Raw genomic sequence first — 26,260 nt, 5'->3', positions numbered from 1 at the left:
GCGCCGCAGCCATTCGCGAAACAGCTTCTTAAAGCCCAGCACGCCCAACAGGCCACTGATGGCAAACCCGGCGACACCACCGATCAACGCGGCGCCCACACTGCCGAAGACGAACCACGACACCAAGGCCGCCCCTACACCTGCGAATATGGTGGACGCCCCCAGAATCAGCACGACCATGCCCAGCAAAAAGGGCAGGGCGAGCTCGCCCATAGGCAGCTCTTCGCTTGCCGTCGGCGTGGGCGCGGGCGGGGGTAGCGCTTCGCCATCGACCAGCTTCTCAATCGCGGCCACGCCCGCCTCGACACCGCCCGCCATATCGCCGGCTTGAAATCTCGGGACGATTTGCTCGCGGATAATGCGCCCGGCCATGACGTCGGGAATGGCTCCCTCCAGCCCGTAACCCACCTCGATGCGCAACGCGCGATCGTCCGTGGCCACGACAAGCAAAACGCCGTCATCGGTGTCTTTGCGACCCAAGCGCCACGCGTCGAACACCCGTGTGGCATATTGCTCGATCGTATCCTGGCCGGTGCTTGGGACAAGCAGCACCGCGACTTGCGCGCCTTTGCGCTGCTCCAGCGCCGCTAATTGCTGTTCCAGCGCCTGACGACGTGTCGCGTCCAGCTTCCCCGTCATATCGGTGACGCGCGCGCGCAGCTGTGGAACATCGGCGGGGGCATCGGCAAGGTCTTTCACCGCAGGCCGTGGTTGGCCGGTCGTCGCTGGCGGCTGCGAGGTTTTCGCTTCGTCCGACGGCTGAGCCTGCATAGGCCCCAGTACGGGGGCAAGACCAGTACCCACGCCAGACCGCGGCGGCAAAAGCTGCGTGTTCGCCGGCGACGTCTGCGCGTCCGGCGTACCGGGTTGAGCCATGCCCAACGCGGGCAAGACCGTCAGCAAGCCCGCCAGAAACCAACGCCTCAGGCCTGTCACTGCGTTCGCCGGTATCCAGGCGGATTTCTTACCAACTCCGCCCTGGCCGTTACGCCCTCGCCATGCTTTGCCGCACATCGCCATATTTCGCCTCGTTGCCGGAGCCTACCCAGCCTATTGCGCCGGAGCCGGATTACGGGCCGGCGCTTCATTGCTGAAACGAATCTCCGGCGGGCGCGATACCGCGGCCTCGTCGGCGACGGTAAAGTTCGCCTTGGGCGCATAGCCGAGCACCTTGGCCGTGATCACGGCGGGGAATTGACGCACCAGCACGTTATACGCCTGCACCGATTTCACATACCGGCCACGCGCAACCGCGATACGGTTTTCCGTGCCTTCCAGTTGCGTCATCAAATCGCGAAACAGGCCGTCCGACTTGAGCTGGGGATAGTTTTCCGACACGGCGATTAATCGCGACAAGGCCGAGGTCAACTGATTTTGGGCCTCTTGAAAACGCTGCAGCGCTGCCGGGTCATCCAGTTGATCCGCCGTGATCTGCAGGGAGCCGACCTTGCTGCGTGCCTCGGTCACCTGGGTCAGCACCTCGCGCTCATGCGTCATATAGGCGTCAACGGATTTAACCAGTTGCGGCACCAGATCGGCACGGCGTTGATATTGATTCAACACTTCCGACCACGTGGCATTGACCTCTTCGTCCGCGGCCTGAATGCTGTTGTAGCCGCAGCCCGACATGACCACGGCGACCAGCGCCATGCCAAACACACCTAACCAGCGAGAAATCGTCATCATATTTTTGTCCTGTCTAGTAGCTGACCATCATGCGGTCTGAGGAATACAACCCTGTGTCTTTCAACCGCCAGTTGGCATTATGCCGCCCGGAATGCGCGCGCAACGCTACCGCCGCACGCGCGGTGTAACGAATGGCGGCTGATGTAACCCTACTTTGTCGCTCAACCGCTCGATTTCGGCAATGGGCTGCACATTTTCCCCATGGGCTACAATGCCATCCGTGTGCTTAGCCAATCAGCACACTTACGCTGGTGCTCTGCCGCCACGCTAGGCCACTTCACCAATGGGCCTCCTCTTTTTTCTCCTCATCCGACCGCCTGGATTGGACTCTCTCGTATAGAGCGACAGGCTGCCGCTGGAGTTGTTTTGACTGCCACCAATTCTTTTGCCGACCTCGGGCTGGCCGATCCCTTATTGCGCGCCATTGCCGAGACCGGCTACACCGCGCCGACCCCCATTCAGGCACAAGCCATTCCTCAAGTGTTAAAAGGCGGCGACCTGCTCGCCGCGGCCCAGACGGGCACCGGCAAGACGGCCGGCTTTACACTGCCCATCCTGCATCTGCTGATGCAAAACAAGCCCGCGCTGAAACAGCCCGGACGCCCGCGCTGCCTGATCCTCACGCCCACGCGCGAGCTCACCGCGCAGGTCGCCGAGTCGGTGCAGGTTTATGGCAAGCACACGCCGTTGACCTCGATGGTCATGTTCGGCGGCGTGAACATCAACCCGCAGATCAGCGCGCTACGAAAGCCCGTGGACATTCTGGTGGCCACGCCCGGTCGCCTGCTGGATCACTGCGGCCAAAAGACGGTCGATCTGTCCGGCGTGGAAATCCTGGTGCTGGACGAAGCCGATCGCATGCTGGACATGGGCTTTATCCGCGACATCCGCAAGGTGCTCGCGCTGCTGCCAAAACAACGTCAGAACCTGTTGTTCTCGGCCACGTTCTCCGATGAAATCCGCAGCCTGGCTCGCGGCGTGCTGAATAACCCGGGCGAAGTCTCGGTCACCCCGCGCAACACCGCCACCGAACTCGTCACGCAGACGGCCCACATGGTCGAACAGCATCACAAGCGTGACCTGATCAGCCACATCATTCGCGAAAGCGGCTGGCATCAAGTGCTGGTCTTTACCCGCACCAAACATGGCGCGAACCGCCTGGCCGAAAAGCTCGTCAAAGACGGCCTGAGCGCCGCCGCGATTCACGGCAATAAGAGCCAAGCGGCCCGTACGCGCGCGCTGGCGGGATTCAAAGACGGCAAAGTCACCGTGCTGGTGGCCACCGATATCGCCGCGCGCGGCCTGGATATCGATCAGCTGCCGCAAGTGGTGAATTTCGAATTGCCCAACGTGCCGGAAGACTACGTGCACCGCATCGGCCGTACCGGCCGCGCGGGCGCCACGGGTGCCGCCGTCTCGTTGGTGGACAACAGCGAAATCAAGCTCCTCAAGGCGATCGAACGCCTGATCGGCAAAGCCATTCCGCGTCTGCCGGTCGAAGGCTGGACGCCGGATGCGAATACCAACGCAGCCAGCTTCGCCCGCCAGGAACGCGAAGAAGATTCGCGCCAGCCGCGTCGCCAGGGCGCACCGCGTAACGGTGCGAACCGAGGCGGAGCCGGCCGTAGCGCCGGTAATGGCGAATCGCGCAACACGCGCGGCAATGGTGGCAACGGCGAATTCCGTACGGCTCGCGGCACGGGCGCCAATGCGGCGGGCCGTGGCGCGAGCAACGATGGTGAGCACCGCGCCGCCCCCCGCGCGGGCCAGGCCCCGCGCACCGGCTCGGGCCGTGCGCCTGCCGCGGGTCATGGCGCCAACCGCGCTCCGGCGCCACGCGGCGACCGTCCTGCCGGCAACGGCGGCCATGGCGCGCGCACCTCGGACGCTCGCGCGCCCAGCCGTCCCGCCGGTAACCGTCCTGCCACCGCGCCACGCGCGGCGCTGCTGGGCAAGTAATATCCGAGCCTAGTTCCCCTCGCAAGTCCTTCAACCCGATCATCGCATCATGACGCTCTCGACCTGGCTAACCTTTTTTGTCGCTGCATGGGCAATCTCGTTTTCGCCAGGCGCGGGGGCCATTTCGGCGATGTCGGCCGGACTGAAGTACGGCTTTAAGCGGGGATACTGGAACAACGTCGGTCTTATCATCGGCATCATGGCGCAATTCTTGATTGTCGCCGTGGGCCTGGGTGCGGTGCTGGCGACTTCCGAAATCGCCTTTGCCATCGTCAAGTATCTGGGTGTGGCCTATTTGGTCTACCTGGGCGTGCGCCAAATCCGCACGGACGCAGCGCCCGTGACCGTGGATGCCGGCAATCCCGCGCATTTTTCAGTGCGCGAGCTGGTCTTGCGCGGCATCCTGGTCAACCTGATGAACCCCAAGGGCACGGTATTCCTGCTCGCCGTCGTGCCGCAGTTCGTGAACCCGGCCGCCTCACTCGCGCCTCAGTATCTGGCAATTGCCGGCACGCTGGTGTTCACCGATATGGTCGCCATGGCCGTCTATACGCTCCTGGCCGCCAAAGTGCTGCGTCTGCTGCGCAACGCGCGCCATATCCGCTGGATGAACCGGCTGTTTGGGTCCCTATTCATCCTCGCCGGTGTCTTCCTGGCAACTTTTCGGCGTCATACGTAACGAAGCCTGTGTAACCGCGCGCGTTACGCGCGTATCCTTCGCACGCCAGTAAAATCGCATCGACTATGAATATTCCACAAGAAGTTGCACGGCGACGTACCTTCGCCATCATCTCGCACCCGGACGCGGGTAAAACCACGTTGACCGAAAAGCTGCTGCTTTTCGCAGGCGCTATTCAGATCGCCGGCAGCGTCAAGGCGCGTAAAGCCTCGCGTCATGCCTCCTCCGACTGGATGGAAATCGAAAAGCAACGCGGGATCTCCGTCGCGTCCTCCGTGATGCAGATGGAATATCGCGATTGCGTGATCAACCTGCTCGACACCCCGGGCCACCAAGACTTCTCCGAAGACACTTATCGCGTGTTGACGGCGGTGGACGCCGCACTGATGGTGATCGATGCCGCCAACGGCGTGGAGCCGCAGACCATCCGTTTGCTGCAGGTCTGCCGCGCGCGCAACACGCCCATCATCACGTTTATCAACAAGCTCGACCGCGAAGTCCGCGAACCGCTGGAGCTGCTCTCCGAAATTGAAGGCCATCTGGGCATGGACGCCGTGCCGTTCTCCTGGCCGGTCGGCATGGGCAAGTCGTTTGGCGGCGTGTTCGACATCCGCCGCGACCGCATGCGCGTGTTCCGCCCGGGCCAGGAACGGCGTACCGATGAAGACGACATCATCAACGGCCTGTCGAATCCGGAAATCGCCGAGCGCTTTGGCTCGGCCTTCGATCAGGCCCTGGGCGAGATCGAACTGATTAACGAAGCCGCGCCCGCCTTCGATAGCGAGGCCTTTCTCGCTGGCAAGCAAACTCCGGTGTTCTTCGGATCGGCCATCAACAACTTTGGTGTGCAGGAAGTTCTGGACGCGCTGGTGGAGCTTGCCCCCGCGCCCGGCCCGCGTCAGGCGCTCGAACGCCTGGTCGAGCCGCAAGAGCCCAAGTTCACCGGCGTGGTATTCAAGGTGCAGGCCAATATGGACCCCGCCCACCGCGACCGCGTGGCGTTCGTGCGCGTGAGCTCGGGCCGCTTCGAACGGGGCATGCGCCTGAAAGTCGCCCGAACCAACAAGGAAATCCGCCCGAACAACGTGGTGTCTTTTCTGTCCCAGCGCCGCGAGCTACTGGACGAGGCCTATGCCGGCGACGTGATCGGGATTCCCAACCACGGCGTGCTGCAACTGGGCGATGTGCTGACCGAAGGCGAAAACCTGCGGTTCACCGGCTTGCCGTTCTTCGCGCCCGAACTCTTTCAGGCGGTGGAAGTCAAAGATCCTTTACGCACCAAGCAGTTACGCGTGGGTCTGACGCAGCTGGGCGAGGAGGGCGCGATTCAGGTGTTCCGTCCCGAAGCCTCCGGCGGCACGCTGCTGCTGGGTGCGGTGGGTCAGCTGCAGTTCGAGGTGGTCGCGCACCGTCTGAAAACCGAATACGGGGTCGAGGCCCGGATGATGCCCTCGCGCTACACAATGGCGCGCTGGTTCACGTCCGATAACCCGAAGGCCCTGCGCAAGTTCATGGATGCCAACGCAGCACACATCGCCTATGATGTGGTGGATGCGGCGGCCTTTTTGATCAGCTCACCTGCGCAGTTACGGGTGGCCGAAGACCTGTATCCGGACGTGAAATTCCACGCGATGCGCGAGCACGGCGGACAGGTCTTCAGCAGTCACAGTTAAAGGCGCAGCGCGGCCGCAAACATGAGGGTAGCAATGTCTTGGCGAGTATTAATCGCGACGCTTCTGCTGGCGCTGGGCGTGGCGGCATGGGGTGGAATCCAACTGGGTGATTGGCTGGTTGCGCACGCTCCAAAAGCCTCCGCGGTGCCGGGGCAGCAAGCGCTGGCATCCCAGGAACCCATTCTGGATGCCAATGGCCGCCCTTATGTCGCACAGCCGCCCCAGCCGCGCCTGGATGGCACGCTAGGAGTGCCGGACCGTCCGTCGGGCACCAGCTGGGCCGTGCCCACGGTCTCGCTGTTTGAGACGACCACGGACCCTTCGGTGCAGCTCTCGCGCGACAACATCACCATGGAACAGGCCAAGGGCTTGGCGGCGTCTTCCAACGTGCCGCTGCCTTCCGGGCCGTCGGATGTCACGACGTTGGATGTCGGTTCGCTACCCCCCACGACCACGGCGCCCCCGGGCAATCAGGATGCCTATGGGAGCACGGCGATGAATAGCGCGCCACAGGCGAATACGCAGGCTCGCCAGAACGCTGGCAATGGTGATTGGCAAAACGCCTTGCGCCGTGAACTCGCGCAATGTGCCAACGAAGGCTTCTTCCAGCGCCCCACCTGTTCGTGGAACGCCCGCAACAAGTACTGCGGACCTAACCGGGCCTGGGGCACCATCAAGGAATGTCCATCGCGTCCTTGACGCAGTGATGGCCCCCAAAAGCAAAAACGCCACGGACATCAGACCGTGGCGTTTTGTTTTTATGGATTGTCTACATCCATCTGGCTTTGCAGATAGTTCTGCAATCCCACCTTGCCAATCAACTCGATCTGCGTTTCCAGATAGTCGATATGCTCTTCCGTATCGTCCAAGATGTCCTGGAACAGATCGCGGGAGACATAATCGCGCACCGATTCACAGTAGGCGATGGCGTCCTTGACCGTCGCCTGTGCGCCTTGTTCGACCTTCAGATCACAGGCCAGCAATTCGGGAACATCTTCGCCGATCATCAGCTTGTGCAGGTCCTGCAGGTTAGGCAGCCCGTCCAGCATCAAAATACGCTCGATCAGGCGATCGGCGTGTTTCATCTCGCCGATGGACTCCTCATACTCGTGCTTGGCCAGCTTCTTCAGTCCCCAGTGTCCCAGGATACGGGCGTGCAGGAAGTATTGATTAATGGCCGTCAGTTCATTGGTCAGTTGCTTGTTCAGAAACTGGATGACGGTTTTGTCGCCTTTCATGGTGTACTCCTTACGAACTCGGGATGCGGCAGCCGCACTCCCGCGTGCGCCTGATCGCGCATGCAACGTCCGCAGGCTAACATTGCCCGGCGCCCACGGCTAGAGCCAGCCATCATTTCGTAAATGGCACTGCAAGCGCGATCGGAAAACGACAATCGAATGAGAATGAGTCTGCGTTTTGGATGAGCCGCAGGTCAGAGGACGCCTGACGTGGCGTTGCGGCGAACGCAAAGACTAAAGGCGAGAAGAAAAGACTTAGCCTGGCGCCGAAAATCGAGTCGGGCAGCCAGCAAATAGCGGGAAAAATCGCACACGGCGGGCTGTTGGGTAAGCACAACGCACCCGCGCGGATTTTCGGCTAGCGTGAACAGCGCGTCAATTGCGGATTCAGGCGGCAGCGACGAGGGCGATCGGGAAGCTATTGGCTGCCTGCCCGGCTTCTAGTCCGGGCGCGGCATCGAGCTCCACCGCGACGCTCTGGCTATGACAAACCTTCGAACAACGCCCGCCGGGCAGATATTCCTGCGCCATCTCGGCACAGCATCCGCAGCACGTGGCCACGCCTAGTTCGAACTGTAAATCATCGAGCGTCGTCGCACCTGCGTCCACGGCGGCGTGGATCTGGCGTTCGTTGACGGCATTACATATGCAAATGTACATGAGAACAATTATCGTCACTTATTCGCGCGCGTGCAAGCCCCTCCGACGTCTCAAATTACCGACGGTAAGTGCATGAAAACAGGGACAAAAGGGTGATCAAGCCTGTGCCGCGTGCGCCTTGCGTAGACTGGCTGGCGGTATCCGCATGGCCTCGCGATACTTCGCCACCGTACGGCGCGCGATGACGATGCCTTGGTCGGCCAGCCGTTGCGTCAGCTGGTTATCCGAGAGCGGCTTACGGCGATCCTCATCGGCCACGAGCTGACGAATCACCGCCTGCACGGCGGTGGCCGACGCCACATCGCCTCCGTCCGTGGCCACGCCGGTGCCGAAAAAGTGCTTGAGCTCCAGCGTGCCAAAAGGCGTGAGCATGAATTTCTGAGTGGTCGCTCGCGAAATCGTCGACTCATGTAATCCCAGCTCGTTGGCGATGTCGCGCAAAATCAGCGGGCGCATGGCAGCCGGGCCCTCGCTGAAAAATGCGGTTTGATGGGCGACGATGGCCTGGGCCACGCGCAGGATCGTGTCAAAACGCTGCTCCACGTTGCGTATCATCCAACGCGCCTGCTGCAGCTGCGCATGCAAGCCCGCGTGCTGGGATTCGCGTTGGTTGCCCAGCAGCTCCGCATACAGGGTGTTGACCTTCAATCGCGGCACCGCCGCCGGGTTGAGTAAAACCTGCCAGCCTTGGCGGGTTTTACGCACGATCACGTCCGGCACGGCATAGTCGGCGGCCGGCACGGTCCATGGACGCCCGGGCCGGGGATCGAGTTTGCGAATCAAGGCATGCGCGCGGCGCACCGTCGCGTCGTCGCACGCGACGGCGTCGCGCACGCGAGTCATATTGCCGCTGGCCAACAGGCTCAGATGGTGCGTGCAAAGCTCGCGAGCACAGGCTAGCACGGCCGGATCGTCGGCTTCGCGCAGTCGTTCGGGATCGGGGTTGCGTAATTGCAACAGCAAACATTCCGACATATCGCGCGCGCCGATGCCCGGCGGATCGAAAGATTGCAGCAGACACAGCGCGGCACGCAATTCGTCGATATCGGCTTCGGCCTCTGCCGGAATCCAGCTCAGAATCTCATCAAGCGGCGAAGCGAGGTAGCCGTTCTCGTCCAGCTCGTCGATGAGTAGCGTGACTAGCGCGGCATCCCGGCTCCCTACGCGTGTCAAGCCTAGCTGCGAGAGTAAGTGCTCACGAAGCGTCTCGCTGCGCGCGCGATCTTCGCGCTCGGGCAGGTCATCCGGATACACGCCACCGGCGCCCGGCATCTCTTCCTGGCGCAGTTCGCCATCGCGCGCGGAAAGGTCGTCCATGGAGGCTTCAGGCGCGGGCGGGGCGTCCGGCTCCGCCTCGACACGCTCATCGCTGCGCTCCAACATGGGGTTTTCGGCCAACGCCTGCGAGATTTCAGTTTGCAGATCCAGCGTGGAAAGCTGCAACAATCGGATGGACTGCTGCAGTTGGGGTGTCAACGTCAAATGTTGACCGGTACGAAGTTCTAAGGCTGGCCTGGTCATAGGTACAATATTTTGCATGATGAACGCCGCCTCGCCAGACCGCATCCGCCACGACCGCCGCCTGATCGGCCAAACGCTGCTCAAACTAGGGCTGCCGCGACTGCTTGTCCGGGCCGTGGTGCTGATCGTGGCCGCCATCATATGGCTAATGGTGGCTTCGTGGCTGCTGAATTTTGGTCGGGGCCTTAGTTTTGAAGGTCTGCAGGCATTTGGTCAGCAAGCCATCGATCTGCTGACGCGCATCAATCCGTATGTGTGGTGGGGCGTTGTGGCGATCTGGACCTTGATCGTTTTCTTCGCAGTCCGCGCCTGGATTCAGTCTGATATTGCCGCATCGCGCGCGCGCCCGCTGTCCGCGACGGAGCTCTCGTCTCTGTCTTCCCAGCTGTCCGAGGAAGTGCGCGATGTGCTGCGCTGGGTGTGGGGCAATCGCGAGGAACCGTTTACGTTGGGCGACCTGCGTCAGGCCGGGATCGAGCTGCGACACCGGCGGATCGACAAGATCGAGCTGGTGCGTGAACAAACCGCCATTCTGGATGGCACCGGTGAGGTCGTGACGCCGGTGCTGACCACCCGCGCGCAGGCAGCGCCAGTCGCCACGCCCATCGTTGCAACGCCCGCATCGACCACGGTACCCAGCGCGCGCGTCTCCGCGAGCACGCCTGTCCGCCCCGCTGGTGCACAGCGCATCGAGCCTAATCTGTAGCGCGACTGAAGGGTGTGGCACCGGCGACTGGCCGGGCGTCCACCCTTTGCGTGGATAGGCACCCGCTTTCAGTCCTATTTTTTGTGTTTCCCACTGCATTCCGGCGTCCGTCGATTGCACTTTCGCGGGAAATATGTTTGACTATCGGCTTATGGCCAATATCCGAATCCCCCTCGCGATTGCTTCCGGACGCTACGACGCTCCGGGCGCTGGCCTGTGCGCTCGCACCTCCACCATTGCGCTATCGCTACACCTACCGATCGGTTGCCGGGCCTCGCGCCTGTGGTAGCTCGGCAGCCTCGTACGCCACACGTTTTCTCTGTTCATTGATTGTTTCCAGTAAACCCATACGCGGTTTATTGAGGGATCAGACCTAAACCCTGACCCGCCGAACAGAGCATTCCGGTTATCCCCTCCGGTAAATGTTTATCCCGGCAACCCCGGGGCCTAATGATCAAGGTGTCATGATGCTTGCTAATCCCGCTACCAAATACGTCCCCTTTGCGCCCTTTACGCGCGACTTCTCTGAACGCACCTGGCCCAGCCGCCGTATCACCCAGCCGCCCATCTGGATGAGCACCGATTTGCGCGACGGCAACCAGGCGTTGATCGAACCGATGAGCGTCGAGCGCAAGATCCGCTTTTTCGAGCAGCTGGTGAAAATCGGCTTCAAGGAAATCGAGGTCGGATTCCCCTCTGCCTCGCAAACGGATTTCGATTTCGTACGTAAACTGGTCGAGGAAAAGCGCATCCCCGATGATGTGACCATCATCGTGCTGACCCAGGCGCGCGAAGACCTGATCAGCCGCACGGTGGAGTCGGCAGCAGGCGCCAAGCAAGCCATGGTGCACTTGTATAACGCCTGCGCCCCGGCGTTTCGCAAGATCGTCTTCAACATGAGCAAAGAAGAGATCAAGCAGATCGCCATCACAGGCACGCAGCTGGTGAAAAAATACATGGCGCAGCATCCGGAGACGCAATGGCGTTACGAGTACTCGCCGGAAGTCTTCAGCACCACCGAGCCGGAATTCGCGCTGGAGGTGTCCAACGCCGTGGCCGAGACCTGGGGCGCCACGCCGGACAACAAGCTGGTGTTGAACCTGCCCGCCACGATCGAGGCCACCACGCCCAATCTGTACGCGGACCAGGTCGAGTGGATGCACAAGAATCTGGCTCGTCGCGACAGCATCATCGTGAGCGTGCACCCGCACAACGATCGCGGCACCGCGGTGGCCGCCGCTGAATTCGCCGTGATGGCCGGCGCCGACCGGATCGAAGGCTGCCTGTTCGGCAGCGGCGAGCGCACCGGTAACGTCGACCTCGTCACGCTGGCCTTGAACCTCTATACCCAAGGCGTGCACCCGGGCCTGGATTTCTCGGACATCGACGAAGTGCGCCGCTGCGCCGAGTACTGCAACCAGTTGCCGGTGCATCCGCGTCATCCCTATGCGGGCGATCTGGTGTTCACGGCTTTCTCGGGCTCGCACCAGGATGCGATCAAGAAGGGCTTTGCGCAGCAAAAACCCGACGCCGTATGGGAAGTGCCATATCTGCCGATCGACCCGGCCGATCTGGGCCGCAGCTACGACGCCGTGATCCGTGTGAACAGCCAGTCCGGCAAGGGCGGTGTGTCCTACCTGCTCGAGCAAGAGCATGGTCTCGTGTTGCCGCGCCGTCTGCAAATCGAATTCAGCCGCGCGATTCAGCGCGTCACGGACGAAACGGGCCGCGAAGTCACGGCCGACGATGTGCACACGATCTTCAGCCGCGAATACCTCGAACAGCATGCACCGTGGAAACTGGTGCGTCACAGCATCGAGGGCGACCCGGCCGCGGGCGAAGGCAAGCAGTTCAATATCCGCGTGGAGCTGGATTATAACGGTGAGCGTCGTGTGGTCACGGGCTCCGGTGACGGTGCGATCTCGGCCTTCGTGAATGCGCTGGATGTGCCCGTGCGCATCATGGACTACCACGAGCATGCTATCGGCACCGGCACCGATACGCGCGCGGCCAGCTATGTGGAATTGCGCGTGGGCGACTCTCCCACGGGCTTTGGCGTAGGCATCGACCGCGACATCGTGACGGCTTCGTTCCGTGCGGTGTTGAGCGCGGTGAACCGCCAACTGAACAATCGCGAGGAAGCGTCCGTGGACGCAGCGGTTACCGCCGCTTAACCACCTTGGCAATGGAGCAGGACCGCGCCGTTATCGCGGCGCGGCTGATCCGAAACAAATGAGGCATGGCCGCTCACGAGGCGGCCTCTCGATAACGCCCTAAGCGTTGGAGTGATCCTCCTGCGCTTAGGGCGTTTTGCATGAGCCGTGTCTGCCAGCACAACGGGCGGCAACGCCCGCGTTTGAATTACTGACCAGGACGCAGCACGCCTAGCATCCAACGCGCGATCGCGAGGGTGCGACGATCGTCATCGCGACGGCCGATCGCTTGCAATCCAACGGGCAGGCCCCGAGGGCCCGTGTGGAACGGCAAATGCACACAGGGCGTGCCTAGCGCGCTCCACATGCGGCAGAAGATGGGATCGCCGGTTCCGCTTTCGTACAACGGCGCTTCGCCAGTCGCGCTTGGAACGAGCAGCACGTCGTATTGCTCGAACCAACGCTCGACCTGAGCCCGCCCGTCCTGAACGCGCTGCAGGTTCGCTTGATGTTCGGCGGCGCTGACGCGAGTCCCTGCGTCCAGCACGGCCAGCAGCGCATCGCTCAAACGATCGCGATAACGGCCATGCTCATAAGCGAGCGACTGCGCCATTTCCACGGCCATGATGTCGGCCTGCGCCTGCGCCAGGGCGGCGAGCACAGGCGGCAGATCGATTTCCTCAATCCGTGCGCCGGCGCCCGACAAGGCGCTGGCCGCAAGCGCACCGGCTTCTTGTACGCATTCCTCCGTGTTCGGCCAATGTGACGCGCGATAGAAGCCAATACGCGGTCGGCCATCGTAGGCCAGATCGCACAACCTGGCATCGCCCATCATCACCGAGGCGAACAATGCGACATCGTCTACCGTGCGCGCAAATCCGCCTATGGTGTCGAGGGAGTCGGCAATGGTTTTCAAGCCCGCGCGCTGGATGAGGCCCAACGAAGGCTTATAGCCTACGACGCCACAGTACGCTGCGGGCCGGATGATAGAGCCAGCGGTCTGCGTACCGAGTGCGAATGGCACCATATAGTCGGCCACGGCAGCGGCAGACCCGCTGGATGAACCGCCAGGGGTATGCGCCGGGTTATTCGGATTGCGCGTGGGCCCGGGCTGATACGAAGCGAATTCGGTGGTCACGGTCTTGCCAGCCACAATGGCGCCAGCTTGCCGGCAAAGCGCAACGGCCGCGGCATCGGCGGGCGGACGGTGACCGGCGTAGATCGCGGACCCGCAGCTTGTCGGCAAATCGTGCGTGGCGAAGACGTCTTTGACGCCGAAGGGCAGACCATGCAAGACGCCGCGTATGGGCGAGCGATCCAGTTCGCGCGCATGCTGCAAGGCGGCGTCGGCATCGCGCGCGGTCCAGGCCTGCACGATCGGTTCGCGCGCCTCGATGTGTGCGAGGCAATCACGTAGCAACTGTTCCGCGCTCAACTCCCGGCGCGCGAGACGTTCAACGGCCTGGGTGGCGCTTAAACGGTTTGATTCCATCACGGGTCTTTATCCTTCGCTCTGTTATGACCACGGCACCAATGCAGCGGTGTGGCTTTCCCCTACGCTGAACCGACGGCCTGCGACGGCGGCCCGCACGTCACGTGGCGCGGTGCAGGCGTGCCCTCGGCAGGTTGCCGCATTGCAGCACCTGTTTTGATTGGCAAGACGATATAAGCACGATACCGTATGCGCTGCAATCTGGCTGTCATGCTCGTCCCTTAAAGTGAAATCGTTTTCAATGTTGAGCTGCCATGACCGCAAAAGCGCCGCAGCGCCTGTCTATTCTGGAGATCGCCCGCGAAGCCGGGGTATCGCCCGCCACCGTGTCCAGGGCGTTCAATCAACCTGGCCTGCTGCGGCCGGCGACCCGCGCGCGTATCGATGAAGTGACGCAACGGTTAGGGTTTCGCCCGAACCGCGTCGGACGCAGCCTGCGTGCGGGGCGTACGCGTACGATTGGGCTGCTGTTGCCCACGCTGGCCAATCCGGTTTTCGCGGAATGTTTTGAAGGCGCCGAACAGGCCGCGCGCAGGGCCGGATATAGCGTGATGATGGGGCTCACCGGCTATGACCCCTCGGTCGAATCGGCCTATGCGCAAGCGCTGATCGATCACCAAATCGACGGATTGGTCTTGACGGTGGGGGACGCGGCGAGCAATGCCACGCTGCATGCGCTGGAGCTGGCGGGCCTGCCGCATATTCTGGCCTATAACGAATCGGCATCGCACCCGTACGTGTCGGTGGATAACAAGGCCGCTGCCTTCGATATGGTGGCGCGCTTGAGCGCCTGGGGACATCGGCGATTGACGTTCGTCAGCGGCCCGCTAACCTCGTCCGACAGGGCGCGGCGACGGTTGCAAGGCGCGCGGGCAGGGGCAAAGACATTGGGGCTGCCGCGCATTGCGCACTGCGTCATGCCCGCGCATACCGAGTCCAGTCCGGCGATATTGCGCGACCTGCTGGCGCGCGCGGATGCGCCCAGCGCCTTGTTTTGCTCTAACGATTTGTTGGCCATGTCAGTGATATCGCAACTGGCCGAGTTGGGTGTACACGTGCCCGGCGATCTGGCGGTCTGCGGTTTTGACGGGGCGGGCGTGGGCGCATTGCTGGTTCCTCCGTTGACCACTGCGGCGCAACCAAGCCGCGACATCGGCGCGACGGCGTGCGCATTGCTGTTGGATCGATTAGCCGGCAAGCCAGCGGCCTCGGTGCGCTTGCCGCATCGCATTGTGGATGGCGGCACGGCTGGCGTATGGCAGCCGCAGCCTGCACGACGCAGGCGTGCCTATGCCGCATGAAGGCGTTTTACCCACTACGAACCCATGAGAACCTGACACATGCTCATCGCACAGATCTCGGATTTACACATCCGCATGCCGGGTCAGAAAGCCTATCGCAGGGTGGAGACTGACAGTTATCTGCCGCCCGCGGTGCATGCATTGAATCGATTGAACCCCGCGCCGGATGTCGTCATCATCAGCGGGGATTTGACGGACTTCGGCAAGCGCGAAGAGTACGCACATCTGAAGAACATGCTCAATGCATTGCGCGCGCCTTATTTTCTGATGCCGGGCAATCACGATGCGCGCGAGACCTTGGTGGAAACGTTCACGGGACATGACTATCTGCGCGGAATCGATGGATTCGTGCAGTATGCGGTGGAAGACTATCCCGTGCGTTTATTGATGCTCGATACAGTCGTGCCGATGCACGGGCATGGCACGCTGTGCGCACGGCGATTGGACTGGTTGCGCGCGCGGCTCGCGGAACAACCGGAGCGGCCAACGGTCATCGCTATGCACCATCCGCCGTTCCTAACGGGCATCGAGTACATGGATAACATCGGTTTGCTCGAAGGCGCCGAGGCCTTAAAAGCGATCGTTTCCGCGCATTCCAATGTGGAACGCATCCTCTGCGGGCATTTGCACCGCAGCATTTTTCGGCGTTTTGGCGGCACGATCGCCTCGACTTGCCCGAGTCCGGCGCATCAAATCGCGCTGAATCTGCAGCCCGATGCGCCGGGTCAGTTCGTCATGGAACCGCCCGCGTTTCATCTGCACGATTGGCGCGATGGCGCGCTGATCACGCATCACGCCTATATCGACGACTATCCGGGGCCATATCCCTTTCATGACGAAAACGGAGGACTGATCGATGAATAGCGCCGCTCACGACATGGCTGCACTGACATGCTCTCGTCATGTTTGCACTGCAGAATGAAAAGGATTTCATTTAGACCCAGAATACAGGGGCTGGCGACAGCGCCTATGACGTACCGAGCCGTTCACTTCTCTTCACGATCAATATGTCCAACATCGTTCTGGAAAATTTGACGAAGCAGTACGGCGATGCCGCCGCGATCGAGGGCGTGAGCTTTAGCGCCCCGGCGGGAAGCTTCACCGTGCTGCTCGGGCCCTCGGGCTGCGGGAAATCCACCACGCTGCGCATGATCGCGGGGTTGGATACGCCCACGTCCGGGCGGATATTGATCGGCGATCGCGATGTCACGCATCTGCCACCCTCGCAGCGGCGCATCTCGATGGTGTTTCAGTCGTATGCGCTCTTTCCCCATCTGACAGTGGCCGAGAACATTCTGTTCGGACTCAAAGTGCGCAAGGAGCCCGCCGCCGACTTCCCGCGCCGATTGGATCGCGTGGCGAAACTGCTGGGATTGACGGCGCTATTGGATCGCAAGCCTTCGCAATTATCGGGCGGACAACAGCAACGCGTGGCGCTGGGGCGCGCGGTGATATCGGAAGCGCCCGTGTGCTTGATGGACGAGCCTTTGTCGAATCTGGATGCGCAGTTGCGTCATGAAATGCGACGCGAGATACGCGCGCTGCAACAGTCGTTGGGCATCACCATGGTGTACGTGACGCATGACCAGACCGAAGCGATGAGCATGGCGGATCAGGTGGTGTTGTTACGACAAGGGCGCATTGAACAGCGCGATACGCCCGATGGCTTGTATGCGCGGCCCGCGACGGAATTCGCGGCACGTTTTATCGGCACGCCGCCGATGAATCTGATCGATCTGGCCGGCGAAAACGGCGGCCTGGGCATCGCGGGCCTGCACGGGATCACCATCGCGAGCGCACCCGAGCAGGCCAAGCGTCTGGGAGTGCGGCCCGAGCATATCCGCGTTAGCGATCAAGGCTATCCGGCCGTGGTGGAAAGCGTGGAGTATTTCGGCGCGGATTCCATCGTCGTATGCCGCATCGGCAGCTGCAGCGGCATTGCGGTGCGCGCGCCCGGGCATTTGCGCGCCGACGCGGGCGATATGTTGACCGTCGCGTGGCGTCCTGAAGACCAACATTTTTTTGCCGCCGATGCGGCGGCTATTTCTGTGCCGGGGCGCTCTGGCGCCGAGTCTCTGTCACCCGAGTCACTGCTATCTTAGGAAAACGATCATGCGACAAACTGCTCTCAAAGCCCTTGCCGCCACCCTGGCCGGCGCCTGCTTGTCCCTGCCGGGATACGTCTTGGCCAAGCCCGTGGAAGTCGAGTTCTATTACCCCGTGGCGGTCGGTGGGCCGATCACCAAGATCGTCGACGATATGGTGGCCGAGTTTGAAAAAGAGAATCCGGATATCGACATCAAGCCGATTTACGCGGGCTCCTATCAAGATTCCATCGCCAAGGCGCTGACCGCGTTAAAGGGCGGCACGCCACCGCAACTGGCTGTGTTGCTTTCCACCGATATGTTCACGCTCATCGATGAGGATGCGATCGTGCCCATCGATGGTCTGGCCAAGACAGATGCGGATAAGAAATGGCTGAGCGGGTTCTACGATGCGTTTATGCAGAACAGCCGCACGGGCGGCCATGTATGGGGCATACCGTTTCAACGATCAACCATCGTGATGTATTACAACAAAGACCTGTTTAAAGAGGCAGGCCTGGATCCCGAGCGCGCGCCGGGCACATGGGAAGAGCTGGTCGAATACGGCAAGAAGCTCACCAAGAAAGACGCCTCGGGCAATGTCACGCAATGGGGGCTGGAGATTCCGTCCGGTGGCGCATTCGCGTACTGGCTATTCCAGGCCTTGACCACGCCGAACGATGCGATCTTGATGAACGAAGAGGGCAACGAAGTTTATCTGGATAAACCCCACGTAATCGAGGCGGCGCAGTTCTGGCAGGATCTGTCGGTCAAGCATGGCGTGATGCCGCGCGGCACCATCGATTGGGGTACCACGCCGAAAGACTTCCTGGAAAAGAAGGCCGCGATGGTATGGACCACCACGGGCAACCTCACCAATATCCGCAAGAACGCGAGCTTTCCGTTTGGCGTAGCGATGATGCCCAAGAAAATACGCGGCGGCAGCCCGACCGGTGGCGGCAACTTTTATATCTTTAAAAGCGGCACACCCGAGCAGCAAGCCGCGGCCTTAAAGTTCGCGCAATGGGCCACGACGCCCGAGCGCGCGGCGGACTGGAGTATCGCGACCGGCTATGTCGCGGTGACGCCCGCTGCATGGGAAACAGAAAAAATGAAGAAGTATGCCGAGGAAGTCCCGGCCGCTACGGTGGCTCGCGATCAACTCGAAGTGAGCGTCGCGGAGTTTTCCACTCATGACAATCAACGCGTGACCAAGACGCTCAACGATGCGCTGCAGGCCATGCTGACCGGCTCCAAGACACCGGAGCAAGCCATGCGCGACGCTCAGCGTGAAGCCGATCGCGTTCTGCGCAGCTATCGCTAAGGCATCAGTGCGATGAACAAATCCTTGCACGCTGTCTACGCCTGGCTGCTGTTATTGCCGGCGATGGTATTGCTGGCCGCGTTCACGCACTATCCGGCGCTGGCCACGATGTGGCATAGCTTTTACTCGACCCCGCGAGGCAACCGCCCGGCGCGCTTCGTGGGGCTCGAAAACTATGCGCTGATGGCCGACGATCCGGTGTTCTGGCAGTCGCTGTGGAACAACCTGTGGTTCGCGCTGGGGACCATCCCGACTTCCATCGCCATCGCGCTGGTGATGGCGTTGTGGGTCAATCAGCGCCTGGCGGGCCGGGGTTTTTTGCGCATGGCGTATTTCACGCCCACCGTGTTGCCCATGGTGGCGGTGGCGAATATCTGGCTATTTTTCTATACGCCACAGTACGGACTGATCGCCCAAGTGCTGCAGTGGTTTGGCATCGCCGGACCTAACTGGCTGGGTAGCCGCGATACCGCCTTGCCCGCGCTGATGATGGTCACGATCTGGAAAGAGGCCGGCTTTTTCATGATCTTTTATCTCGCCGCGCTGCAAACCGTATCGCCCTCGTTGCGCGAAGCGGCGCTGCTCGAGGGCGCATCACGCTGGCAGTATTTCCGCCGGGTATTGTGGCCGTTGTTGATGCCCACCACGCTGTTCGTGCTGGTCAATGCGTTGATCAATGCGTTCCGCCTGGTCGATCACGTAGTCGTCATGACGCGCGGCGGGCCGGACAACGCGAGCACGCTGCTGCTTTACTACATCTATCAGGTGGGCTTTAGTTTCTGGGACACCGCTTACGCGGCAACGCTGACAGTGGTGCTATTGCTGATCCTGGCGATCACGGCTCTCGTGAAGTTTCGCTGGCTTGACCGGAAGACGCATTACCAATGACCCAAAAACTCGATACGCTGGGAGCCTGGCTACTGGGCCTGTTGTGGATCTTGCCGCTGGCTTATGCGGTCTGGGCGGCGTTTCATCCGCCGGCCTATGCCACGCGTTTTGATCTGCTGGCGCCATGGACGCTGGAAAACTTCGCGCGCGCCTGGCATGCCGCGCCGTTTCCTCAGTATTACATCAACACCTTTTTGCTCGTGACCATGGTGCTGGCCGCGCAGTTGGTGCTCTCGACGTTGGCAGGCTATGCGTTCGCGCGGTTTGAATTTGCCGGACGCGATTTTTTATTCCTGCTGGTGTTATTGCAGCTGATGATCATGCCCGATGTGTTGCTCGTGGAGAACTATCGATCCATGAGCGTGCTGGGCGTGCGCGATACGGTGTTTGCCATCGGGCTGCCGTACTTCGCTTCCGCATTCGGGATATTTCTGCTGCGCCAGACCTTCAAGACCGTGCCGCGCGAGTTGGAGGAGGCTGCCCGCGTGGAGGGTGCGGGGCCGCTGCAGATTCTGTGGAAAGTGTACGTGCCGCTGGCAAAGCCGATTTATGTCGCTTACGGCCTGGTGTCGGTTAGTCACCATTGGAATAACTTTCTGTGGCCTTTAATCATCACCAACTCGGTGGAGTCGCGACCATTGACGGTCGGCTTGCAGGTGTTTTCGTCGACCGACCAGGGGATTGATTGGTCGGTGATCACGGCGGCGACGTTGTTATCGGCGGCACCCCTGCTGGTCGGATTCTTGTTATTCCAGCGTCAGTTCGTGCAATCGTTTATGCGAGCCGGGATTCGCTAGGGCGTGAGCCAAGGCTGGAACACGCCCGGGCACGGCTGGGTGGCGCCAACGCCACCCGGCTGACCAGATCATGGCGTGATCGCCTCACCAGCCCTTGGTGGATTCCCACGTCACGTCCTCGCCGTCCTGTAGCGAGCGGCGCATCATGTCCAGCAGGGGGAAAGCGCGCTGGTGCAGTTCGACATGCTGCGCCATGGGCGGCACGGGTGCGGCGTCGTCCTCTTCCTCGCTCGGCTGGGCGGGGCGGTGGGCCTCTTCGGCCTTGATGGCGGCTTCGATGCCGGCGATGGCGGCGGGCAACTGTTCCACCGTGAAGACCCCGCGTTCGGGCACGTCATCAGCGACCGTCTTTCCAGCGGCGCGCAGCAGAGGGGCAGCATTAGCCGACAGCATCAGAACTTCGGCGACCGTCTTAGAGCGAAATTTAATTAGCATGCTGAGGATTCCGTTAGGGACACGTCTATACACTACCGCAATGTTGTCGAGGACGCCAATGCGATTGCAACTGGGCACTGCACCCACGGAAAACCGGCCAAATCACGCTATGATCTAGGCATCACCCGTGAATGAGTCCACGGTTAGCCGCTGCGCTGTGTCGCTGGGTCGCGCGCGTCCAAGACGGATGCCCCCCTGGCGCAGTGCGCCATACCGATGTGACCGCTCCGGTCGGATGTGGGGTTTGACATCGCCAGGCATCCCGTCACGGATATTTAACACTCTCTGCTGATTCCTCTCATGCTCCCTGAGCAACAACAACAACTCGTCTCGCTGATTCAAGCCGCCGTCGCGCAATGCCTTCCTGATGCACAGCCCCAAGTGCTGCTGGAGCGTCCCAAGGTTGCCGCCCACGGCGATATCGCCACCAACGTCGCCATGCAACTGGCCAAGCCCGCGCGCCGTAACCCGCGCGAGCTGGCCCAAAACATCGTCGACGCCCTGATGGCCCAACCGGCAGCGCAGGCGCTGATCGAAAGCGCCGAGATCGCGGGCCCCGGGTTCATCAATTTCCGCATCACCGCCGCGGCCCGCCAGGCGGTCATCCACGCCGTGGCCGAGCAAGGCGCGGCCTTCGGCCAAACGTCCAAGAATGGCGAAAAAGTGCTGGTCGAGTTTGTCTCGGCCAACCCGACCGGCCCCCTGCACGTCGGCCACGCCCGGCAGGCCGCGCTCGGCGACGCCATCTGCCGCCTGTACGAGGCGACCGGCTGGGACGTGACGCGCGAGTTCTACTACAACGACGCGGGTAACCAGATCAACAATCTGGCCATCAGCGTGCAGGCGCGGGCCCGTGGGATCGAGCCGGATTCCCCCGACTATCCCGCCGATGGCTACAAGGGCGATTACATCGTCGATATCGCCAAGGATTTTCTAGCCAAGAAAACCCTGCAGGCGGCTGACGGTCAGGCCGTGACGGCCAGCGGCGACCTGGACAACCTGGACGACATCCGTGCGTTCGCGGTGGCCTATCTGCGCCGCGAGCAGGATCTGGATCTGCAGGCGTTTGGCCTGGCGTTCGATAATTTCTATCTGGAAAGCTCGCTCTACACCTCCGGACGCGTCGAACAGACCGTGCAGACGCTCATTGCGAAGGGGCATACCTACGAGGAAGGCGGCGCGCTGTGGCTGCGCACGACCGAACTCGGCACCGGCGACGATAAAGACCGCGTGATGCGCAAGAGCGAGGGCGGCTATACGTATTTCGTGCCCGACGTGGCCTATCACAAGGCCAAATGGGAGCGCGGTTTCCATCGCGCGGTGAATATTCAGGGCAGCGACCACCACGGCACCGTCGCGCGCGTGCGCGCCGGCCTGCAGGGCCTGGAAGAGGGTATCCCCAAGGACTATCCCGCCTACGTGTTGCACAAGATGGTCAAGGTCATGCGCGGCGGCGAAGAGGTAAAGATCTCCAAGCGCGCGGGCAGCTATGTGACGCTGCGCGATCTGATCGACTGGGTGGGCCGCGACGCGGTGCGGTATTTCTTGATCCAGCGCCGCGCGGATACGGAATTCGTGTTCGACATCGACTTGGCGTTGTCCAAGAGCGACGAGAACCCGGTGTATTACATCCAGTACGCCCACGCGCGGATTTGCTCGATGATCGTGAACGCCGGCGCGGATGACGCCAGTATCGCCAACGCCGATGTATCGCTGCTGACGGCGCCGTCGGAATTCGCGCTGATGCAGCGTCTGGCGGGATTCCCGCAGGTCGTTGCGCTGGCCGCGCAAGAGCTGTCGCCTCACCATATCGCGTTCTGGCTGCGTGACTGCGCATCGGACTTCCACGGCTGGTATAACGCCGAGCGAGTGCTGGTCGATGACGAAGCCCTCAAACTCGCGCGCCTGCGCCTGGCCGCAACGACGCGCCAGGTGTTGGCTAACGGGCTGGCGTTGCTCGGCGTGTCGGCCCCGCAACGGATGTAATCGGATACATGGCGACCAAACGCAAATCGAGCGCGAAGAAATCACAGGGCGGCAGCACCATGTATGGTGCGTTAGCCGGCCTGCTGGTTGGTCTGATCGTGGCGGCCGTGGTGGCGTTTTACGTGACCAAGGCGCCCATGCCCTTCGTCGACCGCGCCACGCGCGATAACAACCGCAACGAGCAGATCGACCCACGCCAGGCGCCGGATCCCAACATGGGCCTGTATGGACGCGATGGCGCGGCGGGTACACCGCCCACCGGGCCGACGGCGACCGCGCCCACGCCGCTGCCGAATCTGCAGCCGACCATTCCGGTGCCCGGCGCGCCGGAGCCGGTCAAGCCGCTGGACGAGCTAGGCGCCCTGATCGCGACCTTGCCCAGCAGCGGTAGCGGCGAACGCGCTGCCGCGCCGAAGCCCGCGCCTGCCCCCGCAGCGACACCCGCGCCCGCGCGCACCGCGACGCCCGCCGCGGCCGCTCCAGCGGCTAATGGCAGCTATTTCCTGCAGGCCGGCGCTTTTCAGCGCACCGCCGACGCTGAAGCCGCGAAGGCGCGCATACTGCTGTTGGGCTTGCCCGTGGCCGTCCAGCGCGCCGAGGTCAATGGCAAGCAGATCAACCGGGTGCGAGTCGGTCCTTTCGCGCGCCTGGATGACATGAACCGCGCCCGCACGCTCCTCGGGGAAAACAAGATCGAAACCGCCGTGGTGCGGCAATAATGCGATTTGCGCCTGCCTTGGCAAGCATGCCAGCAAGGTGTTGCGCGCCAGGGCGGCGGAACTTATGCTCGGTGTTTGCGGTCTGTGAGTAGGCCCCTACGCACAGCCGAAAGGCTGCCAGCGATGTCGCCGCCCCTGGATCCGTGTGAGACACGCATTGCGGTTGGTCAACGCAGTCCATTAATTTATTGAATCAGGAATACGCCAGATGCAGTTTTCTTCGCTCACCCGCCTGGTCGCTGCCGCCGCCTTGGCCGCTTCGACGATGTTCGCCCCCGCGGCCCACGCGCAAGGTAGCCAGCAGTATGTGGCGGTCAATCCGCCGCTGCCTTCGGACACCCCGGGCAAGATCGAAGTTCTGGAATTTTTCGCCTATACCTGCCCGCACTGCGCGGTGATCGAGCCCATGGTCGAAGAGTGGGCCAAAACCAAGCCCGACGACGTGGTGCTCAAGCAGGTGCCAATTGCGTTTAACGCCAGCATGAAGCCGCTGCAGCAGCTTTTCTACACGCTGCAAACGCTGAACCGCCCGGACCTGCATGCCAAGGTCTTTAACGCCATGCATAACGAGCGCAAGCGCCTGTTCGACAAGAAAGCGATGGGCGATTGGGTGGCCGAGCAGGGCGTGGATCGCGCGCAGTTCGACTCCATCTTTGATTCGTTCAGCGTGCAGACTCAAGTTCAGCGCGCCGATCAGCTGGCCAACGAATACAAGATCGAAGGCACGCCTTCGTTTGCCGTGGGCGGCAAGTACATCACCTCGCCCAGTCTGGCCGGCAATAGCTACGAAGGCGCGTTGCGCGAGATCGATCGCTTGATCCCGATGGCTCGCGCGAACTAAACGGCTGACAGACTTAGTCGCCTCAGAACCGCCTGCTTGGTGAACTGACCCTACAAGTTCGTGGAGTCAGTTCATAGCAGGCGGTTTTCTTTATACGCCGGCTTGTTCCAGCGCCTGAGTGAGATCCGCGATCAGGTCGGCGGGGTTTTCCAGCCCGATATGCAAACGCACGAGTGCATGATCGCCGCCCGTCCAATAACCATGGCGCGCGAGTTCGCCCGGGGTCACCCATTGCACCAGGCTCTCATAGCCGCCCCACGAATAGCCGATGCCAAAGAGGGTTAGCGCGTCCACGAACCGCCGCGACGCCTCCTTGGACAGCTTCAGCTCCACCGCCATCATGCCGTTAGAGCCAGTGCAATCACGCTGCCAGATGGCGTGTCCGGGGTCCTGCGGCCACGCGGGATGGTAGATGCGCGCGACCTCGGGACGCTGCGCCAGAAACTCGCATACCTGCAAGGCGTTCTTGCCATGCTGGGCCATGCGAATGGGCAGCGTGCGCACCCCACGCAAGGCCAGCCACGCGTCGTCGGCGCTGATGGAATACCCCATGGCGTATTGCGTGCGGTTGATGCGCTGGGCGATCTGCGCGTCGTTGGTGATGACGGCGCCGAGCATCAGGTCCGAATGACCGCCCACGTATTTGGTGCCCGCCACGACCGAGACATGCGCGCCCAGGCTAAGCGGTTGATAGATGTAGCCCGAGCCCCAGGTATTGTCGCAGGCCAACACCAGATCGTGCTCGCGCGCGAACTTCGCCAGTGCCGGGATATCCAGCATCTGAAACAGCAACGATCCGGGCGACTCGACGTACAACAGACGCGTGCTCGGGCGCACTAACGAGGCCAGATCGTCCTGAGCGGTGAAATAGGTCACCTCAATATTCAGGCGCTTGAGCAGCGCCTCGTCCAGCTCGTACACCGGACCATAGACGCAGTCGGAGACCAGCACGTGATCGCCAGAAGACAAGAGCGACATCATGACCATGGTGATCGCGCCCACGCCCGAGGACGCCAGATAGGCATGCGTGCCGGCCTCCAGTTCGCAGAACACGCGCTCCAACGCGGCGTGGGTATCCAGTCCCATGCGTCCGTAGGTCGCCACGCGCTCGCCGGCGTTTTTGCGGCGTTGCGTGGCCTCGAGCGCTTGCAGATTCTGAAAACGCACCGTGCTCGCCCGCATCGAGGGCAGGTTGACCGGCGCGGAGCCGGTGTCGGGGTTAAAAGGCGCCGTGCCGGTGTGCTGCAACAAGGTGTCTAAATGCGGATTAACTGGGTCTTTAGCCATAGGATGCAATGCGAGAGTGATCGGACTGAAGAAAGGTACAACGCCGATAGTAGGGGATTCAAGGCATTCGCGTGCGCATAAGCGATTGCGCCCAAGGCATATGGGCATTGCCAGCCGGCGTATGGCGGCAGTACGCTTCAAGCCTTCTTTGGCCAATTGTCTTTATGCCGTCCCGCGCGGCCTCGCATCATGCTGCCCTTTGACACGCTGTTCGCATTTTTTGGTATCGCCATCGTGCTGGCGTTGACGCCGGGCCCGGACAATCTGTTCGTACTGATGCAATCCGCGCTATGGGGGCCACGGGCTGGCATGTGCGTGGTGCTGGGATTGTGCACGGGGGTGTTGGGGCACACGGCGGCGGTGGCTGCCGGGCTGGCGGCGATCGTGGCGACCTCGCCGTATGCGTTCACGGCGCTGAAGTTCGTGGGCGCGGCGTATCTGGCCTATTTGGCCTGGGGCGCGTTACGTGCGCCCAGCGGGCCGCTCAATGCCTCGCGGCCGCCCGCGATGGCGCCGTGGGCGCTGTACCGACGCGGGGTGTTCATGAGCCTGACGAACCCTAAAGTGCTGCTGTTCTTTTTCGCGTTCCTGCCGCAGTTCACGTCGCCCAATCCAGCCTATGGCCCGGTGGCACTGCAGACGGTGATGCTGGGCGTGCTGTTTATGTTCGCCGCGCTGATCGTGTTTAGCGCGATCGCATTTTTCTCGGGCGCGTTTGGGCGCTTGCTGCAGCGTTCGCCCAAGGCAGCGAGTTGGCTCAATCGTGTAACCGGGGTGGTATTTCTGGGGTTGGCGATACGGCTGGCGACCACCAGCCGGTGACTACACTTG

Annotated in this window: 24 protein-coding genes; 16 read left to right on the top strand and 8 right to left on the bottom strand. The window is 61.9% G+C overall.

Features of this window, described 5'->3' with window-relative positions; genetic code table 11:
• Positions 1-936, bottom strand: a 936-nt coding sequence (locus tag GOQ28_RS07305) for a TPM domain-containing protein (RefSeq protein WP_442862083.1), incomplete at its 3' end; no start/stop codon positions are given.
• Positions 937-1,050: 114 nt separating this feature from the next.
• Positions 1,051-1,683 (bottom strand): LemA family protein, encoded by a 633-nt coding sequence (locus GOQ28_RS07300; RefSeq protein ID WP_160355992.1) that lies wholly within the window; start codon positions 1,681-1,683, stop codon positions 1,051-1,053.
• A gap of 369 nt (positions 1,684-2,052) precedes the next feature.
• On the opposite strand from GOQ28_RS07300, the gene GOQ28_RS07295 reads away from it, so the two are divergent.
• The 4 genes from GOQ28_RS07295 to GOQ28_RS07280 all read left to right on the top strand — a co-directional run bounded on the left by GOQ28_RS07295 (position 2,053) and on the right by GOQ28_RS07280 (position 6,696).
• The gene (locus tag GOQ28_RS07295) at positions 2,053-3,645 is read left to right on the top strand and encodes a DEAD/DEAH box helicase (RefSeq protein WP_160355991.1); all 1,593 of its coding nucleotides are present in this window, start codon (positions 2,053-2,055) and stop codon (positions 3,643-3,645) included.
• Positions 3,646-3,694: 49 nt separating this feature from the next.
• Complete coding sequence (locus GOQ28_RS07290; protein WP_160355990.1) at positions 3,695-4,324, top strand: LysE family transporter; 630 nt, start codon at positions 3,695-3,697, stop codon at positions 4,322-4,324.
• A gap of 65 nt (positions 4,325-4,389) precedes the next feature.
• The gene (locus GOQ28_RS07285; protein WP_160351370.1) at positions 4,390-5,997 is read left to right on the top strand and encodes a peptide chain release factor 3; all 1,608 of its coding nucleotides are present in this window, start codon (positions 4,390-4,392) and stop codon (positions 5,995-5,997) included.
• Positions 5,998-6,018: 21 nt separating this feature from the next.
• The gene (locus tag GOQ28_RS07280) at positions 6,019-6,696 is read left to right on the top strand and encodes a hypothetical protein (protein ID WP_202109656.1); all 678 of its coding nucleotides are present in this window, start codon (positions 6,019-6,021) and stop codon (positions 6,694-6,696) included.
• Between the two features lie 59 nt (positions 6,697-6,755).
• Here the strand turns inward: GOQ28_RS07280 and bfr are convergent, their stop codons facing one another.
• The 3 genes from bfr to rpoN form a co-directional block, all read right to left on the bottom strand.
• Positions 6,756-7,235 (bottom strand): bacterioferritin, encoded by a 480-nt coding sequence (bfr, locus tag GOQ28_RS07275; protein ID WP_160351368.1) that lies wholly within the window; start codon positions 7,233-7,235, stop codon positions 6,756-6,758.
• Between the two features lie 387 nt (positions 7,236-7,622).
• Positions 7,623-7,895, bottom strand: coding sequence for a (2Fe-2S)-binding protein (locus GOQ28_RS07270; RefSeq protein ID WP_160351367.1), 273 nt, complete (start codon positions 7,893-7,895; stop codon positions 7,623-7,625).
• 96 nt (positions 7,896-7,991) lie between these two features.
• Positions 7,992-9,416, bottom strand: a complete 1,425-nt coding sequence (gene rpoN / locus GOQ28_RS07265; RefSeq protein ID WP_442862084.1) for an RNA polymerase factor sigma-54 — start codon at positions 9,414-9,416, stop codon at positions 7,992-7,994.
• Between the two features lie 16 nt (positions 9,417-9,432).
• Between rpoN and GOQ28_RS07260 the strand changes: the two genes are divergently transcribed.
• A complete protein-coding gene (locus GOQ28_RS07260) occupies positions 9,433-10,122 on the top strand; it encodes a hypothetical protein (RefSeq protein ID WP_160355987.1) in 690 nt (229 codons plus the stop codon).
• A gap of 464 nt (positions 10,123-10,586) precedes the next feature.
• On the top strand, positions 10,587-12,296 hold the full coding sequence (gene leuA, locus GOQ28_RS07255) for a 2-isopropylmalate synthase (protein WP_160355986.1): 1,710 nt from the start codon (positions 10,587-10,589) through the stop codon (positions 12,294-12,296).
• Between the two features lie 187 nt (positions 12,297-12,483).
• On the opposite strand, the gene GOQ28_RS07250 is transcribed toward leuA, so the two are convergent.
• Positions 12,484-13,767 carry an amidase gene (locus GOQ28_RS07250; protein ID WP_160355985.1) on the bottom strand — a complete coding sequence of 428 codons (1,284 nt, stop codon included), beginning with the start codon at positions 13,765-13,767 and terminating at the stop codon, positions 12,484-12,486.
• 254 nt (positions 13,768-14,021) lie between these two features.
• Between GOQ28_RS07250 and GOQ28_RS07245 the strand changes: the two genes are divergently transcribed.
• The 6 genes from GOQ28_RS07245 to GOQ28_RS07220 all read left to right on the top strand — a co-directional run bounded on the left by GOQ28_RS07245 (position 14,022) and on the right by GOQ28_RS07220 (position 20,161).
• On the top strand, positions 14,022-15,068 hold the full coding sequence (locus GOQ28_RS07245; RefSeq protein WP_160355984.1) for a LacI family DNA-binding transcriptional regulator: 1,047 nt from the start codon (positions 14,022-14,024) through the stop codon (positions 15,066-15,068).
• 39 nt (positions 15,069-15,107) lie between these two features.
• Complete coding sequence (locus GOQ28_RS07240) at positions 15,108-15,932, top strand: phosphodiesterase (protein ID WP_160355983.1); 825 nt, start codon at positions 15,108-15,110, stop codon at positions 15,930-15,932.
• A 143-nt stretch (positions 15,933-16,075) separates the two neighbouring features.
• Positions 16,076-17,170 carry an ABC transporter ATP-binding protein gene (locus GOQ28_RS07235; RefSeq protein ID WP_160351360.1) on the top strand — a complete coding sequence of 365 codons (1,095 nt, stop codon included), beginning with the start codon at positions 16,076-16,078 and terminating at the stop codon, positions 17,168-17,170.
• 10 nt (positions 17,171-17,180) lie between these two features.
• Entirely contained in the window at positions 17,181-18,476 is a 1,296-nt protein-coding gene (locus GOQ28_RS07230) for an ABC transporter substrate-binding protein (protein WP_160351359.1), read from the top strand.
• Positions 18,477-18,488: 12 nt separating this feature from the next.
• Positions 18,489-19,364 (top strand): carbohydrate ABC transporter permease, encoded by an 876-nt coding sequence (locus GOQ28_RS07225; RefSeq protein WP_160351358.1) that lies wholly within the window; start codon positions 18,489-18,491, stop codon positions 19,362-19,364.
• The gene (locus GOQ28_RS07220; RefSeq protein ID WP_160355982.1) at positions 19,361-20,161 is read left to right on the top strand and encodes a carbohydrate ABC transporter permease; all 801 of its coding nucleotides are present in this window, start codon (positions 19,361-19,363) and stop codon (positions 20,159-20,161) included. Before GOQ28_RS07225 ends, GOQ28_RS07220 begins: the two co-directional genes overlap by 4 nt.
• A gap of 84 nt (positions 20,162-20,245) precedes the next feature.
• On the opposite strand, the gene GOQ28_RS07215 is transcribed toward GOQ28_RS07220, so the two are convergent.
• Positions 20,246-20,596 carry a DUF1840 domain-containing protein gene (locus GOQ28_RS07215; RefSeq protein WP_160351356.1) on the bottom strand — a complete coding sequence of 117 codons (351 nt, stop codon included), beginning with the start codon at positions 20,594-20,596 and terminating at the stop codon, positions 20,246-20,248.
• Between the two features lie 300 nt (positions 20,597-20,896).
• Between GOQ28_RS07215 and argS the strand changes: the two genes are divergently transcribed.
• From argS to GOQ28_RS07200, 3 genes are all read left to right on the top strand, one after another.
• A complete protein-coding gene (argS, locus tag GOQ28_RS07210; RefSeq protein WP_160351355.1) occupies positions 20,897-22,582 on the top strand; it encodes an arginine--tRNA ligase in 1,686 nt (561 codons plus the stop codon).
• Positions 22,583-22,590: 8 nt separating this feature from the next.
• Positions 22,591-23,301 (top strand): SPOR domain-containing protein, encoded by a 711-nt coding sequence (locus tag GOQ28_RS07205; RefSeq protein WP_160355981.1) that lies wholly within the window; start codon positions 22,591-22,593, stop codon positions 23,299-23,301.
• 208 nt (positions 23,302-23,509) lie between these two features.
• Entirely contained in the window at positions 23,510-24,142 is a 633-nt protein-coding gene (locus tag GOQ28_RS07200; protein ID WP_160351353.1) for a thiol:disulfide interchange protein DsbA/DsbL, read from the top strand.
• A gap of 90 nt (positions 24,143-24,232) precedes the next feature.
• On the opposite strand, the gene metC is transcribed toward GOQ28_RS07200, so the two are convergent.
• Positions 24,233-25,429 (bottom strand): cystathionine beta-lyase, encoded by a 1,197-nt coding sequence (metC, locus tag GOQ28_RS07195; RefSeq protein WP_160355980.1) that lies wholly within the window; start codon positions 25,427-25,429, stop codon positions 24,233-24,235.
• A gap of 189 nt (positions 25,430-25,618) precedes the next feature.
• Between metC and GOQ28_RS07190 the strand changes: the two genes are divergently transcribed.
• Positions 25,619-26,251: a LysE family translocator gene (locus tag GOQ28_RS07190; protein ID WP_160355979.1), complete on the top strand. Its 633-nt coding sequence runs from the start codon at positions 25,619-25,621 to the stop codon at positions 26,249-26,251.
• Positions 26,252-26,260: the final 9 nt, after the last annotated feature.

Origin of the sequence: Bordetella sp. 02P26C-1, assembly GCF_009763255.1 — a bacterium.
Taxonomy (GTDB): domain Bacteria; phylum Pseudomonadota; class Gammaproteobacteria; order Burkholderiales; family Burkholderiaceae_B; genus Bordetella_A.
This window is presented reverse-complemented; position numbering and strand designations above follow the sequence as displayed.